The organism is Brachybacterium paraconglomeratum (assembly GCF_039541415.1).
Taxonomy (GTDB): domain Bacteria; phylum Actinomycetota; class Actinomycetes; order Actinomycetales; family Dermabacteraceae; genus Brachybacterium; species Brachybacterium paraconglomeratum_A.
On record NZ_BAABGE010000010.1, the window covers coordinates 275,256 to 290,412 of the forward strand.

A 15,157-nucleotide genomic window follows, 5' to 3' on the forward strand; every position below is an offset into this window, starting at 1 on the left:
GATACCCTGACATCGGAGATCATGATGGTTCGCCCAGCACGCCTGGTGAATTCCCCTGCTACGGCATCAGCACTCACCGAGAGCGCGCCGGTGGTCTCCCTGCGCACCCCTGGATCCCGCGTCCTGCTGCTCGCCGTCTCCCTCCTCGTGCTCGCTGGTTCCGTGCTCGCCGGTTCGCCGGGAGCGCGTGCTGAGACCCCACCGCCCGGGCTCGGCGGGTTCTCCCCAGGCTTCCTGATCACCGACACCCGGATGTTCGACTCCACCTCGATGGACCGCGCCGAGGTCGATAGATTCCTCGACACGCAGGGGAAGAACTGCGCCGACGGCACCGACGGTGCCGCGTGCCTCAAGAACCTCACCGCGAACACTCCGCAGCGCGCGGCGACCGCCTACTGCGCCGCGATCCCGGCGGTCAGCAACGCCACGGCGGGCAGGATCATCACCGATGTGGCCCGGGCCTGCGAGGTGAATCCTCAGGTGATCCTCGTGATGCTCCAGAAGGAGCAGGGTCTGATCACCACCCGGAATGCGACGCCGACGCAGCTGGAGAAGGCGCTCGGCTTCCGCTGCCCCGACTTCCAGGCCTGCGACCCCGCATTCGGTGGCATCGTCCATCAGATCTACCACGGCATCTCCCGCCTGCAGGAGTACGGCGACCCGGCCCGTGGCTACCGCTACCAGGCCGGGAAGACCTACGACATCCAGTACAGCCCCTATGAGTTCTGCGGCTATGGCGAGGTGAAGATCTTCAACCGCGCTACCGCCGCGCTGTACAACTACACGCCGTTCACCCCGACTCAGGCCACGCTCGATGCCGGCGCCGGTCCAGTCTCCGACGATGTCTGTGCGACCTACGGGAACCGCAACTTCTTCCGGACCTTCTCGATGTGGTTCGGATCGCCGACAGGCACCCCTGGGAATCGTTATCCGCTGGCCGCGCCCTGGGGGAAGAACCCCGCCGCTCCGTTCACCGATGTGCGCTACGGCGAACTGATCTTCTTCACCGAGATCGCCTGGATGAAGGGGACCGGACTCTCCAACGGGTGGGCGGATGGCACCTATCGACCCTTCGCGCCGATGAAACGCGACGCGATGGCTGCGTTCCTGTACCGCGCTGCGGGGGAGCCGGAGTTCACGGCGCCGGCGAAGTCACCGTTCAAGGATGTCAGCACCAGCATGGTCTTCTACAAGGAGATCGCCTGGGCTGAGCACGTCGGCATCACCGACGGCTGGTCGGATGGGACCTACCGTCCCTTCGAGCCCATCAAACGGGACGCGATGGCGGCCTTCATGTACCGGTATGCGGGAGAGCCCGCCTTCACCTCGCCGAAGAGGTCGCCGTTCGTCGATGTCGACTCCAGCGTCATCTTCCGCAAGGAGATCGCGTGGGCCGAGTCCGAGGGCATCACCACCGGCTGGGCCGACGGCACGTACCGGCCGTACCAGCCGATCCTGCGCGACGCCATGGCTGCCTTCATCTACCGGATGACACTGGACTGACCCGGGCGCCGTGAGAGCCCCGCAGACGGGCGAGGAGCGAGCCCGTTGTCCGGGCCGGTCCACAGGGCTGCAGGTTCCGGCTCCGGCCGGAGACCGGGCATGGCATGCTCGGTGGTGAATCGTCGGACGAGGGGATGAGCATGGTGGGCAGACGCGGGCTTCTGGGCGGAGCCGTTGCAGCAGCGGCCGCGATGCTCAGCGGCTGCGGCACCGGGCGCAAGCAGCTGGTCGCGGCGGCCGAGGAGGCCGCAGAATCCGTCGAGGGCGTCTCCGGCGTGGAGCTGGAGACCGATGACGGGGCGAACTTCGAGCAGCTCCTGCGTGGCACGGTCTCTCTGGAGGCGGAGGACCGCTCCGCCGGGCTCACCGTGTTCGATGAGGCGATGCGCGGCATCGTCACCCTCATCCACCAGGAGCTCAGCGAGGCCGATGCCAAGAGTCTCCGGGTCGGCTGGATCACCGGGGTCCTCGCTGGCGGCGAGGAGCTCACCCCCATGGAACTGGGCCCCGACATGCCGGCGGCGAACCCGCGCCGGGATCGGATCACGGCTGAGTCCTTCTACAGCAAGTACGGGTTGGAGTGAGCGCCGAGGCACCGGCCCCGCCCACTGCCAGGAACGGTTCACGCCTCACCCCGGCCCACCGTCACCACCTGGGATTCGGCGATATAGGTGCCATCCCCGAGATACGTCCCCGTGAGGTCCTCCTGCAGCGCGGAGAGCGTCGGGTCGGTGGCCGTGGCGCGGCCCACGCTGCCTGAATATCCGGCGTCCGCCTGGCCCTGCAGCCCCACCGAATCATGGTTGGACTCGAGGATCGTGACGGGGTTCAGCGAGAGCACGGGATAGCCTGGCAAAGACACCTCATGCCGATGGGAGGACCCCAGGGTCCCGCCGTCGACCTGCGCCCCACCCAGATCGAGGGCCGGGATCAGATCCCCGCTGATTCCGCCTGCATCGATCCCGCCCGCATGGCTCACGTTCACCGACTGCGTCGATCCCTGCGCCGAGACCACGGTCTGCACCGGAGAGCCCATGGAGAAGGTGTGCGTCACGTCGTAGGTGCCCGGATGCCCGGAGGCGCTGTTGAAGGTGGGGTCGGCGGAGAGATGATTCGCGACGATGCCGCCCTGGGAATGGCCGACGATCATCACCTCCGCCCCCGCAGGCACCCCGGCCGCCTCCATCGCGGCACGCACGTCATCCATCGCGGCCGGATGCTGGCCGGAGACCAGCCGCAGATTCGATCCCCAGTCGCGGGAGTTCCTCTGCTCGCCATAGGCGCCGGGGACATCAATGACGCTCGCCCCCTCAGTAGGCGGGATCTGGATGATGAACACAGGGTCCCCACCCTCGACGCTGCGCACCTCCTGAATACCGATCTGCCCAGTCTTGAGCGGACCGCCCGGGTTGTCGATGCGCAGGGCATCGTTCTGCGTGACCAGGTCCTGCAGAGTCCGAGGGCTCTGCGCCGGACCCGTAGCAACGCTCACCGACTCGACGATGCCTCCGGGACGGTCATCCAAGAACGGGGTGTCCTGGCCGGTGATCGCCTCGAAGGCCCCGACGCCGGCGGATCCCAGGGTCACCAGCCCCGCGGCGCCGACCTCGGCGATGGTCGGCACCCGCTCGCCGGTGGCCCAGTCCTCGAAGATCTCTCCGAAGTGGCCGGCGTCCCGCTGGAACTGTGCGAACCCCTCCATGCGCACCCCGAGCCGGTCAAGACCGCCGTCGAGCAGACCCATGCCGGTGGCGACGCTCCACCCGATCCCGTCGGAGGCCGTTCCTGCCAGTGCCGTGGCTGTCCTCTCGACCGGGAGCTCGAGCCAGTCCGGGAGCCAGAGGCTGTTCTCGTGGAGGTAGCCGCCGCTTGACTTCGAGGCGTCCGCGGGAGGGATCGTGGAGGTGCCCGAGACCGCGGAGGTGCCCAAGACCGAGGAGATGCCCGAGACCGCGGTGATACTCGCGTTGGCGGCTCCCTGCGGGCCAGCCGGGGTTCCCTCCACGGCCGAGACGACGTCCTGCTGATCCGCCTCCTGCCGCGCGTCATCGCCCAGGGCCAGGAGATCGCCACAGACCTCTTCCAGTCGGCTGGCGGCCTGCACCGCCCATCGCCCCCGGAAAGCCTCCGCATCGGCCCCGGTCCACGGCGCCTCCTGCACCGCGGTCCCGAGGCGAGCGGCAAGGAGCTCGACGTCGTCGGAGGCCGTGCGCAACTGCTCGGCGTGCGTGCGCAGCTGCGCCGTGTCCATCCCCCAGAAGGAATTCATCGTGCGCCGCCTGCCGCGGCGCAGGCGGCCGCGAACCGAATGCCCTGTGCGAGAACGGGGAGGAGGGTACCGAGCACATCGCCACCACCCACCCGATGGACGGCCGGCGCAGGGCGAGCAGGCAGGTCCAGGCGGTACAGGCCGTTCGTCCCGGTCACCCAGAGCCGGGACCAGGTCACGGGCCGCTCGGTCACCCGACCTCTCGGGTCGTGGAGCGTCAGGGCGAGGGAGATGCGCGGGCCGGTCGCAGTGAGCGCATCCCGCAGGGTGTCGTCGAGGTCCGGGATCGCGGCGAAGGCGCCTTCGGGAGAGACGCCCTGGGTGAGAGCCGTGTATGCGATGCGGCTCTGCGCCGGGGAGAGGCGAAGAGCGTTCGCACCGTGCTTGATGCTCAGCTCTGCAGGAGCCAGGTCCACGCCGGAATCCTCGAGCAGCCGGATGATCCTCGCGGGCACCTCCGGGGTGCTGAGCTCGGACCATCGCGAGGGCAGGTCCGCAGCAGCTTCTTCGACGGTCGCGGCAACGGCATCCAGGCCGATCCGCAGGCGGTGCGTCTGCTCACCGTCCGTCACGGCCACGCTCAGCAGCGCGGGGGTGGTGAGCTGTGCCAGCACGAGCTCGAGGTCAGCGTCGTCGGTGAGTTCCGATGACGCCGGCAGTCGCGTCGGTGCAGTGCCTCCGGCCAATGCCCGATACACGGGATTCCAGGATGCTTCCGGCACCCTTCTCCTGTGCGCCCACTGCGACGCATGCTCCACAGTCGCGATCAGCTCGGTCATCACGCCCCTCCTCATCTCCGGCGCGGCCCCGTCGACCGCTGGTTCTGGTGCTGAGGCTATGAGCGGGGCCGCGCTCTGGTGATGGGCAGCACTCTTCCTGTGGACCAGCGCTCGGTGGGGAGGAACGGTCCCAGTGCGGCCTCGTACACTGAACGACGCCCACTCACCCGTCGCCCCCGCAGGAGCCGCTGTGCAGAAAACTCCCCGCCAGGGGTCATCCCGTCAGGCCATGTCGCCCGAGCTGCGAGAGGTCTATGCGGCGCTGCTCGAGCGCGCCCCGGAGAACCAGATCGAGCCGGACCTCAGCCGCATCACCCGGGTGATGGAGCTGATGGGGGACCCGCAGAACTCGTATCGCTCCATCCGCATCGCCGGCACGAACGGCAAGACCACCACCGCGCGGATCCTGGAACGGATTCTGCGTGAGGCCGGTCTGCGCACCGGGCGCACCACCAGCCCCCACCTGCGCTCGCCCGTCGAGCGCATAGCGATCGATGGAACCTCGATCGACGAGGATGGTTTCCTCCAGGCCTACCGCGACGTCGAACCCTTCGCCGCGATCGTCGATGCCGAATCAGAGGCTGCGGGCGGGCCGCCCCTGACCTACTTCGAGTACCTCACCGCCATGTCGTTCCAGGCCTTCGCCTCGGCACCGGTCGACGTCGCCGTCGTGGAGACGGGCCTCGGCGGTACCTGGGATGCGACCGGCGTGGTCAGTCCCGACGTCGCCGTGATCACCCCGATCTCCCTGGACCATCAGGAATACCTCGGGGAGACCATCGCCGAGATCGCCGGGGAGAAGGCGGGCATCCTCACCGCGGAGGCCACCGCGATCATCGCCTCCCAGCCCTATGAGGACGCCGCCGACGTGCTGCGTGAGCGGATCGGCGAGCTGGGCGCGGAGGCAGCCATCGAGGACCAGCAGATCGGCCTGCTCTCCCACACCCCGGGGGTCGGCGGTCAGATGCTGTCCCTCCAGGGCATCGGGGGCCGATACGAGGAGCTCTTCCTCTCGCTGCTCGGAGAGCATCAGGCCCGCAACGCCCTGCTCGCCGTGGCTGCCGCGGAGGCGCTGCTCGGAGACGGCAGCACCGCCCTGGACGGCGAGCTGCTGAGCGCGGCGCTCTCGAGCGTCACCTCACCGGGCCGCGCCGAGGTGGTGCGGCAGGCGCCGACGGTCCTGCTGGACGCCGCCCACAACCCGGCCGGGGCACTGACCCTGGTCGAGACGGTCCGGGAGAACTTCCGTTTCACCCGCACCATCGGCCTCATCGGGATTCTGCAGGAGAAGGACGCCGCCGGGATCCTCGACGTGCTCGAACCGCTGTTGGACGCAGTGGTGATCACCCAGTCGAGCTCCCCGCGCGCGATCCCCGCCGACCAGCTCGCGGACCTCGCCCGCGACATCTTCGATGATGAGGACCGCGTCCTCGAGCATGCGAGCCTGCCGGATGCGATCCAGGCCGCCGTGGATCTCGCGGAGATGGACGGGGACCAGTTCGGAGGTGTGGTGGCGGCCGGTTCGGTGACGCTCGTCGCCGAGGTGCGCGATCTGCTCGGTGTGCCGGAGGAGGAGTGATGAGGGATCTCGATCTCACACCTTCCCTCCGGCCTCACGGCGCACAGCGGATGATCGCCTCGACGATCCTGGTCATCGAGGCTTTCGTGGTGTTCTTCGCCGCACTCGTCGCCCACCAGCTGGCACCCGAGGACCGGCTGCTCACCTGGACCTGGAGCCTGCTCGCCGCGCTCGTCCTGGTGCTGTGCTCCGGGCTGCTCAAGCGTGGAGCCTGGCCGTACTGGCTGGGGCTGATCCTGCAGCTGCCTGTCATCCTGCTCGGCATCCAGGTGACCGCGATGTGGGTGGTGGGCATCCTGTTCGCAGCGCTGTACGCCTATGGCACCTTCAAGGGTCACCAGCTGGACGGTGAGAAGGACACGGTCGACGCCGAAGTGTGGGCCGCCCGCGCCGAGGAGCCGGACAGCACCGCCTCCTGACCGGACAGCGCCAGCGACAAGCGGCTGCTGAGCACTCGACCAGTGCCGCTCGTGGGTACCCTGGTGCCATGACCGCACAGCGCACACTCGTCCTGCTCAAGCCCGATGCCGTCCAGCGCGGCCTGCGCGGGGAGATCATCCGCCGCCTCGAGGCCAAGGGCTACGACATCCTCGCCCTCACCCAGCGCTCCGCCACGGCGGAGGAGCTCTCCGCACACTACGCCGAGCATGAGGGCAAGCCCTTCTATCCCGGACTCGTCGACTACATGGGCTCCGCCCCGCTGGTCGCGATCGTCCTGGAAGGGGAGGGCGCGATCCCCGGCTTCCGCTCGCTCGCCGGAGCGACCAATCCCACCGAGGCAGCCCCCGGCACCATCCGCGGCGACCTCGCCCGCGAATGGGACCTCCCCGTCATCCAGAACCTCGTCCACGGCTCGGACTCCCCGGAGTCAGCGGCCCGCGAGATCGCGATCTGGTTCCCCGAGCTGGGCTGACCCCGCACCGAGCTGGTTCTGCACCGAGCTGGCTCCGCACCGAGCTGAACCTCTCCAGCTTCCCGCACCGCAGGCTCTGCACGCCGCGGCGAGAGTGAGGCGCGCCGCATCCCACGGTCCCGCCCCGCGCTCGCTGCGGCGTGCACAATGACAAGCATGGAACTGCCCTTCGTCGTCATCCTCTTTCTGGTGCTTGCCGTGCTGCTCGCCGCGGGGATCCTGGTCGTGGTCGCGCTGCCCCATCTGAAGAGCCGCGCCGAGGAACAGCAGGAGAGCGACCCCAGGCACAGTTCCCGCACTCGGCGGTGAGCGCCTGACCCTCCGCTGAACCATCGGTCGCGCCGGGGTTCACCAGGGTCCACCACGCGGGGACGTCGCCCCTGAACGGTGACGGTCCCGGGTACCTGTCGCGTGCCGCCTAGACTGGCGGCTGTCCTCGCCGCTTCGTCGGCTTCCCCGACCTCGGAGGTGACCCGTGGATCCCGATGCTCTACTTGCCCTGATCGCCGGCGGCGGTGGTGGCGTGCTCGTGCTCGGCGCCGGTGCCTGGGCGTACATCCGCAGCCGCGGGCGGAAGCAGTCCTCAGACGACACCGCCTCGCAGGACCCTGCAGGCCAGGACGGCGACACCCGGCCCTCCGGCACCGCCACCGAGGTCAAGGAGCGGCCCGCCGCGCCCACCTGGGCCGACACCCTCTCGTCAGCTCCGCCGAAGCCCGCTGGCGAGGACTCTCGCGACACGTCCGCCGCGCCGGCCGAGGGAGCAGCGTCCGGCGCCGGGGGCGTCGCGAGCGCTCCGGAGTCCGCTGCGCCAGAGGATATGCCCTTCGACCAGGAGAACGCCCCGGCGCCTTCGGCTCTCGACGAGCAGTCCGGTACCCCCGCCACCCCCAGCACGCCCGGTACCACCAGCACCGCCGACGCGACATCCTCCGATGTCGCCGCCCCAGCTGACCCGGCTGACCCTGCAGCCCCGACAGCTGCGGAGCCCACGGCAGCCCCTGCGACGAGCGACATCGCGACCACGGTGGACAACACGTCCGCTGCCCCGGTAGCACCGGCCCTCGACACCCCGGAGGCCCCAGCCGACCGCATGGTGCGACTGCGCGAGCGGCTCTCCCGCTCCGGCGCGCTGGGCCGCGGCATCCTCACCCTGCTCACCCGCGGCAGCAACGTGGACGAGGACACCTGGGACGAGATCGAGGAGACGCTGCTGCTGGCAGACCTCGGCCCGGACGCCACCGACGAGATGATCGCGAACCTCCGACGCCGCATCCAGGTGCTCGGCACCGACGATGCCGGCGCGGTGCGTGAGGTGCTCCGCGAGGAGCTCGTGGCACTGGTGAACCCAGACCTGGACCGCCGTCTGGCCGCCACCCGGCGCACAGCACCGGACGGCACCGAGGTGCCCTCGGTGATGCTCATGGTCGGTGTCAACGGCACCGGTAAGACCACCACCGTCGGCAAGCTCTCCCGCGTCCTGGTCGCCGCCGGCCGCACCGTCGTGCTCGGCGCGGCGGACACCTTCCGTGCCGCGGCCGCAGACCAGCTCCAGACCTGGGGCTCGCGTGTGGGTGTGGAGACGGTGCGCTCGGACCGGGACGGTGCGGACCCCGCCGCCGTCGCCTTCGACGCGGTGAAGGAAGGGATCGCCCAGGAGGTCGACGTGGTCATCATCGACACCGCCGGCCGCCTCCAGAACAAGAAGGGGCTGATGGACGAGCTGGGCAAGGTGCGCAGGGTGGCCGAGAAGGGCTTGCACGGCGATCACATCGCCGAAGTGCTCCTGGTCATCGACGCCACCACCGGCCAGAACGGCATGCAGCAGGCTCGGGTGTTCTCCGATGCAGTGCAGATCACCGGCCTCGTGCTCACCAAGCTCGACGGCACCGCCAAGGGCGGGATCGTCGTCAACGTGCAGCGCGAGCTCGGCGTCCCGGTGAAGATGGTGGGCCTCGGAGAGGGCATGGACGACCTCACGCCCTTCGACGCCTACGGCTTCGTCGACGCTCTGCTCGAAGGCTGAGCGCTCACCGCTGAACCCCGAACCACCCCTCGCCCCCGCCGGATCCGGCGGGGGCGAGGTCGTTCCTGGCGCCGTCCACCCCGCGGGACGTCATGTCACAGAACGGTCACGGGGGTCTCTCGGCAGGGGCATCCACGGACTCCGGCCCCACGATGAGCGCACGGCCGCTCTGGCCGTTCGGTCCCGCGGCGCGCAGACGTGCACGGGTCGACCCTCCTCCTCCTGGAGCTGACATGGAGTTCACCCTCGATACGGGAGCGACCGCCTGGATCCTGACCAGCGCCGCGCTCGTGCTGCTCATGACCCCCGGTCTCGCCTTCTTCTACGGCGGCATGGTCCGTGCCCGCACCGTGCTGAACATGATGCTGATGTCCTTCGGCGCGATCGCCGTCGTCGCGATCGCCTGGACCGTCGCCGGATACTCGATCGCCTTCGGCTCCGACGTCGGTGGGATCGTCGGCAACCCCCTGGAGCACCTGGGCCTGGCCGGCACCGACGAGCAGTCGATCCTTGCTGGCAGCGGGGTGCCCTTCCTGGTCGCCGCCGGCTTCCAGATGACCTTCGCGATCATCTCGACCGCGCTGATCTCCGGCGCGATCGCCGACCGTGTCAAACTCGGTACCTGGCTCGTCTTCGCCGCGATCTGGGTGCTCGTGGTCTACGCGCCGCTCGCCCACATGGTCTGGGGCGGCGGCCTGCTCAGCGGCGACGGCCCCTTCGCCGCGATCGCCGAGCCGATCGACTTCGCCGGCGGCACCGTCGTCCACATCAACGCGGGAGTCGCGGGCCTCGTGCTCGCCCTGGTCGTCGGTGTCCGCAAGGGCTTCGGCAGAGAGCCGATGAAGCCGCACAACCTCCCGCTGGTCATGCTCGGCGCGGCGCTGCTGTGGTTCGGCTGGTTCGGCTTCAACGGAGGCTCCGCCGGCACGGCCGACGGCACCGCCGGACTTGCCTGGGTCAACACCACCGTCGCCACTGCCGGGGCGATGCTCGGCTGGGCACTCGTGGAGCGGATCCGCGACCGGCACGTCACCTCCCTCGGTATGGCGTCCGGTGTCGTCGCCGGCTTGGTGGCGATCACCCCTGCCGCCGCGGCACTGACTCCGCTGAGCGCCATCGTGCTGGGCCTCGTGGCCGGTCTCGCCTGTGCGCTGGCTGTCGGCCTGAAGCACCGCTTCGGGATCGATGACTCGCTCGACGTGGTCGGCGTGCACCTGGTCGGCGGCCTCGTCGGCACCGTCGGCATCGGCTTCCTCGCCGCCGACGGGGGACTGCTGCTCGGCGGCGGCGTGAACCTGCTGCTGGTCCAGGTCCTGGTGGCGGCCACCGCGATGCTGTTCTCCGGTGTGCTGACCACGGTGATCGCCCTGATCCTCCAGCGGACGATGGGCTGGCGGATCTCCGAGGAGGATGAGATCACCGGGATCGACATCACCCAGCACGCCGAGGCCGGATACGATCTCGTCGGCGCCCTGGCCTCCCGCCGGGAGCGACCGATCGCTCCGAGACGGACTCCCTCCCCCTCCACCATGGACGAGACCGAACCGCGCAATGCGGCCCCGGCCCCGGCCCACGTCACGGGCGCTGCCGACAGCGTCGACGCGGAGCCCGCCCCGATCACCGCAGGAGAGACCCGATGAAGCTCATCACCGCGATCATCCAGCCGCACGCCCTGCAGGCGGTCATCGACTCCCTGCGCGAGTACGGGGTCACCGGCATCACCGTCACCGAGGTCGCCGGGTACGGCCGCCAGGGCGGACACACCGAGGTCTACCGCGGCGCGGAGTACACCATCGACACGATCCCCAAGATCAAGCTCGAGGTGCTCGCCGAGGAGATCGATGAGCCGGCGATCATCGAGCTGGTGGTCGGCGCCGCCCGCACCGGCAGGATCGGTGACGGCAAGGTATGGACCACCGGTGTCGACACCGTCGTGCGCGTCCGGACCGGAGAAAAGGGCGCGGATGCACTCTGAGGCGTTCTCCTCCCGCCGGATCACCCAGGTGCTCCATGAGGGATTCGCCGACGCAACCGCCGGCCCCTCTCGCCGCCGTACCCAGTCCGATCTTGTCGACCACTGGCTGCGGACGCTGTGGGAAGGCGCCGGCGGCCCCGCGTCCGGCGGCGGCGCCGGGGCAGCGCTGGCCGCGATCGGGTCCCTGGGCCGGCAGTCACTGGGGCCGGGCAGCGACCTGGACCTCGTGCTGCTGCTGGACCCGGCACGGGTGGATGCACAGGAGGCGCAGCGCTTGGCGAGCGCGCTGTGGTACCCGATCTGGGATTCCGGAACCTCTCTCGACCACGCGGTACGCAGTCCCGAGGAGTGCGCGGTCGTCGCCCACCAGGACCTGCGCGCCGCGATCTCCCTGCTCGACCTGCGAGTCGTCGCCGGGGACGCGGCGCTGGTCGAGGACACTGCTCGGATGCTGCGCGCCCAGTGGCGGCGCGAGGCCCGGCGCCGCGTGGGGGAGCTGGTCGACCTCGCGACCGATCGCGGTCGCCACCACGGCTCTTTGGCCCACTCCACCGAGCCCAACCTCAAGTCCGATCGCGGGGGGCTGCGCGACATCACGGTGATCCGTGCGCTTGCCGAGAGCTGGCTCGCCGACCACGACCACGAGGCCGTCGACGCCGCCGCCCACACCCTGCGCGACGCCCGCGACGCTCTGCAGGCCGTCACCGGCTCCTCGGGGACCCGCCTGGGACGAGCGGACCAGGACGCGGTCGCCGCGCTGACCGGACATGCCTCCGCCGACGACCACCATGCCGTGCTCGCCGAGGCGGCCCGCGGCGTGACCTGGGAGCTGCACCGCGCCGTGCGTGCCGCCGAGGCCGCCATCGCCCCCGGCGGCGCCGCCACTCGCGGACTCGGGGCCGAGCGCCGTCCCGCGCTGACCCGTCTGCCTCACGGAGTCCTGGTGCAGTCCGGCGAGATCTCCGTCGACCCAGCCTCCCAGGACCCGCTGCGGGATATGGCCGCAGTGCGACACGCAGCGACCACCGGGATGCCCCTCGCCGCCGCGACCCTGGCCCGGATGTCCGAAGCGCCCCTCATCCCGCTGACGCCGTTGCAGCGCGACACCCTCGTGGACGCCCTCGCGGGAGAGCACTTCGCCGAGGTCTACGAGTCTCTCGACATCAAGGGCGTCTTCTCACGCTGGGTGCCGAACTGGGCCGAGATCCGCAACCGGCCCCAGCGCTCGGCCGTGCACCGCTTCACCGTGGACCGGCATCAGGTCGAGACGGTGCTCGAGGCTCAGCGCTTCCTGTCTCGTGTCGGCCGTCCCGATCTGCTGCTGGTCGCGGCGCTCCTCCATGATCTCGGCAAGCGTCCTGACGCCCACGACCATGCCGCCGAGGGCGCCCCGTTGGCCGAGGCGGCCGCACAGCATCTCGGCTTCGACCGGAGCGACGCTCACCGGATCGGGGCCCTCGTGCGGGAGCACCTGACCCTGATCGACCTCGCGACCGGCCGCGACCTGGCGGACCCCTCCACTGTGCGCGAGCTTCTCGCCGCCGTCGACGAGGACCTCGACGTGCTGGAGATCCTGCGCGCGCTGACCGAGGCGGATGCGATCGCCGCCGGCCCGTCGGCCTGGTCGACCTGGCGTGCAGACCTCGTGGACCACCTCACCGGACTCGCGCGCAGCGCCCTCAGCGGCACCGCTCCAGCACCCCGCTCCCTGCTGGTTCCCCAGCGCTCCGTGCAGGAGGCCGTGCTCTCCGCGGTCCGGCGCAGCGAGAGCGCCCAGGTGCTCTACCCCGCGCATCTGGATGATGAGCCGATCTCGCAGGTCTGCGTGGGCGCCCCCGACGGCGAGGGAGTGTTCGCCGCCATGGCACGGACCCTGGTCCGGCTGCACTTGGACGTGCACAGCGCCGTCATGGTGACGATGGACGGCGTGGCCGTGAACACCTGGTGGATCGCGGCGGCACCTGCCGACCTCCCTCACCCCTCGGTGCTGCGCTCCGCGCTGGACCGCGAGCTCGCCCATCGAGACCGTCCCGACGCACGGGTGCTCGAGCTGCCGCCCGCCCCGCCGCCCCGGACGACCGAGGACGCGCCGGTGGTGACCCTGCTGCCCGGGGCCTCTCGCGAGGCGACCGTGGTACAGGTCAACGCGCGCAACCGTCCCAGCCTGCTGGCCGACCTCGCCGAGACCATCACCTTGTACCGCCTCCATGTGCGCAGTGCCCACGTGATGACCCTGGGCCGGCGTGCCGTGGACGTGCTCTACCTGACCGATCAGCACGGACGGGCGCTGGACCCGCCGTCCGTCGGTCGGATCGTCGCCGCCCTCATGGATGCTGCCGCGACCTGAGACAGTGGACGATCGCTCCCGTGCCACCACCCGAGCACCGGGGTGGTGGTTCTCTCCTGTGGGCCTGACCGCTCCTCCTGGGGTGGCGGCGCCGGGAGCACTACACTGGGGCGGTCCATTCGACCAAGGGGAAGCGCTTCGTGTTCAACAACCTCTCCGATCGCATCACAGCGTCGCTGAAGGGTCTGCGCGGCCATGGCCGCCTCACCGAAGCGGACGTCGACAAGACGATCCGCGAGATCCGTCGTGCCCTGCTCGACGCCGACGTCGCCGTCTCGGTGGTGCGGGAGTTCACCGGGCGCGTCCGTGAGCGAGCCCTCGGGGAAGAGGTCTCCAAGGCCCTGAACCCTGCCCAGCAGGTCGTCAAGATCGTCAACGACGAGCTGGTCGAGGTGCTCGGCGGAGCCACCGGCGAGCTGCACTGGGCGAAGAACCCGCCCACGGTGATCATGCTCGCGGGCCTGCAGGGCGCGGGCAAGACCACCCTCGCGGGCAAGCTCGCGAAGTGGATGAAGTCCGAGGGCCACACCCCGCTGCTGGTCGCCGCCGACCTCCAGCGCCCCAACGCCGTCACCCAGCTGCAGGTCGTCGGCGAGCGAGCCGGCGTGCCCGTCTTCGCCCCCGAACCGGGCAACGGCGTCGGCGATCCGGTGCTGGTGGCGATGAACGGCGTCTCTACCGCCCAGTTCCAGCAGCATGACGTGGTCATCGTCGATACCGCAGGTCGCCTCGGCATCGACGAGGAGATGATGGAGCAGGCGCGGAACATCCGCGACGCCGTCAACCCCCACGAGACCCTGTTCGTGGTCGACGCGATGATCGGCCAGGATGCGGCCCGCGTCGCCGAGGCCTTCCGCGACGGCGTCGGCTTCACCGGCGTCGTGCTCTCCAAGCTCGATGGTGATGCCCGCGGCGGTGCCGCACTGTCGATCACCGGCGTCACCCAGCGGCCGATCCTCTTCGCCTCCACCGGTGAGAGCCTCGACGAGTTCGAGCGCTTCCACCCGGACCGCATGGCCAACCGCATCCTCGACATGGGTGACGTGCTCACCCTGATCGAGCAGGCGGAGAAGGCCTTCGACCACGAGGAAGCAGAGAAGGCCGCCGCGAAGCTGGCCTCCGGCGAGGACTTCACCCTCGACGACTTCCTCTCCCAGATGCAGCAGCTCAAGAACATGGGCAGCATCAAGAAGATGCTCGGCATGCTGCCGAACATGGGCCAGTACCGCGAGGCGCTCGACAACTTCGACGAGTCCGAGATCGGCAAGGTCGAGGCGATCATCCGCTCGATGACGCCGCAGGAGCGCAACGATCCGAAGATCATCAACGGCTCACGCCGCAACCGCATCGCCCAGGGCTCCGGCACGAGCGTGCAGCAGATCAACCAGCTGCTCGAACGGTTCAAGCAGGCCCAGCAGATGATGAAGACGATGGGCAAGGGCATGGCCGGCGGCGGCATGCCTGGGATGCCCGGCGGTCCCGGCATGGGCATGGGCAAGAAGTCCCGCGGCAAGCAGGCCCCGCAGAAGCAGCTCAAGAAGGGCAAGTCCAAGAACCCTGCAAAGGCCGCACGCGAGCAGGCGGAAGCCGCGAAGCGGGCTGCGGCTGGCGGCGACGCCGGTGGTCAGGGCGGATCGGCGTTCGGCGGCGGTGCCGGGGGAGCCCGGCAGGGCGGCCAGCAGGGCGGCCAGCCGGATCTCTCCGACTTCGACCCCAATCAGCTTCCTCCGGAGATGCAGAAGCTGTTCGGCGGCAAGTGAGGCCGG

13 protein-coding genes are annotated in these 15,157 nt (G+C 69.9%); 11 read left to right on the top strand and 2 right to left on the bottom strand.

Going from position 1 to position 15,157, the window contains the following annotated elements:
• Positions 1–45 precede the first annotated feature (45 nt).
• Together ABD893_RS15870 and ABD893_RS15875 are read left to right on the top strand one after the other, a co-directional pair.
• Positions 46–1,503, top strand: coding sequence for an S-layer homology domain-containing protein (locus ABD893_RS15870; protein WP_345082548.1), 1,458 nt, complete (start codon positions 46–48; stop codon positions 1,501–1,503).
• A gap of 140 nt (positions 1,504–1,643) precedes the next feature.
• Positions 1,644–2,087, top strand: coding sequence for a hypothetical protein (locus ABD893_RS15875; RefSeq protein WP_345082551.1), 444 nt, complete (start codon positions 1,644–1,646; stop codon positions 2,085–2,087).
• A gap of 38 nt (positions 2,088–2,125) precedes the next feature.
• Here ABD893_RS15875 and ABD893_RS15880 read toward each other — a convergent pair whose 3' ends face one another.
• Complete coding sequence (locus ABD893_RS15880) at positions 2,126–3,772, bottom strand: WXG100 family type VII secretion target (RefSeq protein ID WP_345082554.1); 1,647 nt, start codon at positions 3,770–3,772, stop codon at positions 2,126–2,128.
• Positions 3,769–4,551, bottom strand: a complete 783-nt coding sequence (locus ABD893_RS15885) for a hypothetical protein (protein ID WP_345082557.1) — start codon at positions 4,549–4,551, stop codon at positions 3,769–3,771. The genes ABD893_RS15880 and ABD893_RS15885 overlap by 4 nt, the downstream gene beginning before the upstream one ends.
• 229 nt (positions 4,552–4,780) lie before the next feature.
• Between ABD893_RS15885 and ABD893_RS15890 the strand changes: the two genes are divergently transcribed.
• The 9 genes from ABD893_RS15890 (at position 4,781) to ffh (ending at position 15,151) form a co-directional block, all read left to right on the top strand.
• Positions 4,781–6,130 (top strand): bifunctional folylpolyglutamate synthase/dihydrofolate synthase, encoded by a 1,350-nt coding sequence (locus tag ABD893_RS15890; RefSeq protein WP_345082560.1) that lies wholly within the window; start codon positions 4,781–4,783, stop codon positions 6,128–6,130.
• Positions 6,130–6,549 (top strand): DUF4233 domain-containing protein, encoded by a 420-nt coding sequence (locus ABD893_RS15895; protein WP_345082563.1) that lies wholly within the window; start codon positions 6,130–6,132, stop codon positions 6,547–6,549. The genes ABD893_RS15890 and ABD893_RS15895 overlap by 1 nt, the downstream gene beginning before the upstream one ends.
• A gap of 68 nt (positions 6,550–6,617) precedes the next feature.
• A complete protein-coding gene (gene ndk, locus ABD893_RS15900; protein ID WP_345082566.1) occupies positions 6,618–7,043 on the top strand; it encodes a nucleoside-diphosphate kinase in 426 nt (141 codons plus the stop codon).
• A gap of 156 nt (positions 7,044–7,199) precedes the next feature.
• Complete coding sequence (locus ABD893_RS15905; RefSeq protein ID WP_345082569.1) at positions 7,200–7,352, top strand: hypothetical protein; 153 nt, start codon at positions 7,200–7,202, stop codon at positions 7,350–7,352.
• A 166-nt stretch (positions 7,353–7,518) separates the two neighbouring features.
• Positions 7,519–9,069, top strand: a complete 1,551-nt coding sequence (gene ftsY / locus ABD893_RS15910) for a signal recognition particle-docking protein FtsY (RefSeq protein WP_345082572.1) — start codon at positions 7,519–7,521, stop codon at positions 9,067–9,069.
• A 233-nt stretch (positions 9,070–9,302) separates the two neighbouring features.
• The gene (locus ABD893_RS15915) at positions 9,303–10,709 is read left to right on the top strand and encodes an ammonium transporter (RefSeq protein WP_345082575.1); all 1,407 of its coding nucleotides are present in this window, start codon (positions 9,303–9,305) and stop codon (positions 10,707–10,709) included.
• A complete protein-coding gene (locus ABD893_RS15920; protein ID WP_345082578.1) occupies positions 10,706–11,044 on the top strand; it encodes a P-II family nitrogen regulator in 339 nt (112 codons plus the stop codon). Before ABD893_RS15915 ends, ABD893_RS15920 begins: the two co-directional genes overlap by 4 nt.
• Complete coding sequence (locus ABD893_RS15925; RefSeq protein ID WP_345082580.1) at positions 11,034–13,391, top strand: [protein-PII] uridylyltransferase family protein; 2,358 nt, start codon at positions 11,034–11,036, stop codon at positions 13,389–13,391. The genes ABD893_RS15920 and ABD893_RS15925 overlap by 11 nt, the downstream gene beginning before the upstream one ends.
• Before the next feature lie 140 nt (positions 13,392–13,531).
• Positions 13,532–15,151 carry a signal recognition particle protein gene (ffh, locus tag ABD893_RS15930; protein ID WP_345082582.1) on the top strand — a complete coding sequence of 540 codons (1,620 nt, stop codon included), beginning with the start codon at positions 13,532–13,534 and terminating at the stop codon, positions 15,149–15,151.
• Positions 15,152–15,157: the final 6 nt, after the last annotated feature.

Bases quoted from the DNA above. Each gene is read 5' to 3' on its own strand.
- ABD893_RS15875 (WP_345082551.1), top strand. From the start codon at position 1,644: ATGGTGGGCAGACGCGGGCTTCTGGGCGGAGCCGTTGCAGCAGCGGCC.
- ABD893_RS15880 (WP_345082554.1), bottom strand. From the start codon at position 3,772: ATGAATTCCTTCTGGGGGATGGACACGGCGCAGCTGCGCACGCACGCC.
- ABD893_RS15885 (WP_345082557.1), bottom strand. From the start codon at position 4,551: ATGACCGAGCTGATCGCGACTGTGGAGCATGCGTCGCAGTGGGCGCAC.
- ABD893_RS15890 (WP_345082560.1), top strand. From the start codon at position 4,781: ATGTCGCCCGAGCTGCGAGAGGTCTATGCGGCGCTGCTCGAGCGCGCC.
- ABD893_RS15895 (WP_345082563.1), top strand. From the start codon at position 6,130: ATGAGGGATCTCGATCTCACACCTTCCCTCCGGCCTCACGGCGCACAG.
- ndk (WP_345082566.1), top strand. From the start codon at position 6,618: ATGACCGCACAGCGCACACTCGTCCTGCTCAAGCCCGATGCCGTCCAG.
- ABD893_RS15905 (WP_345082569.1), top strand. From the start codon at position 7,200: ATGGAACTGCCCTTCGTCGTCATCCTCTTTCTGGTGCTTGCCGTGCTG.
- ABD893_RS15915 (WP_345082575.1), top strand. From the start codon at position 9,303: ATGGAGTTCACCCTCGATACGGGAGCGACCGCCTGGATCCTGACCAGC.
- ABD893_RS15920 (WP_345082578.1), top strand. From the start codon at position 10,706: ATGAAGCTCATCACCGCGATCATCCAGCCGCACGCCCTGCAGGCGGTC.
- ABD893_RS15925 (WP_345082580.1), top strand. From the start codon at position 11,034: ATGCACTCTGAGGCGTTCTCCTCCCGCCGGATCACCCAGGTGCTCCAT.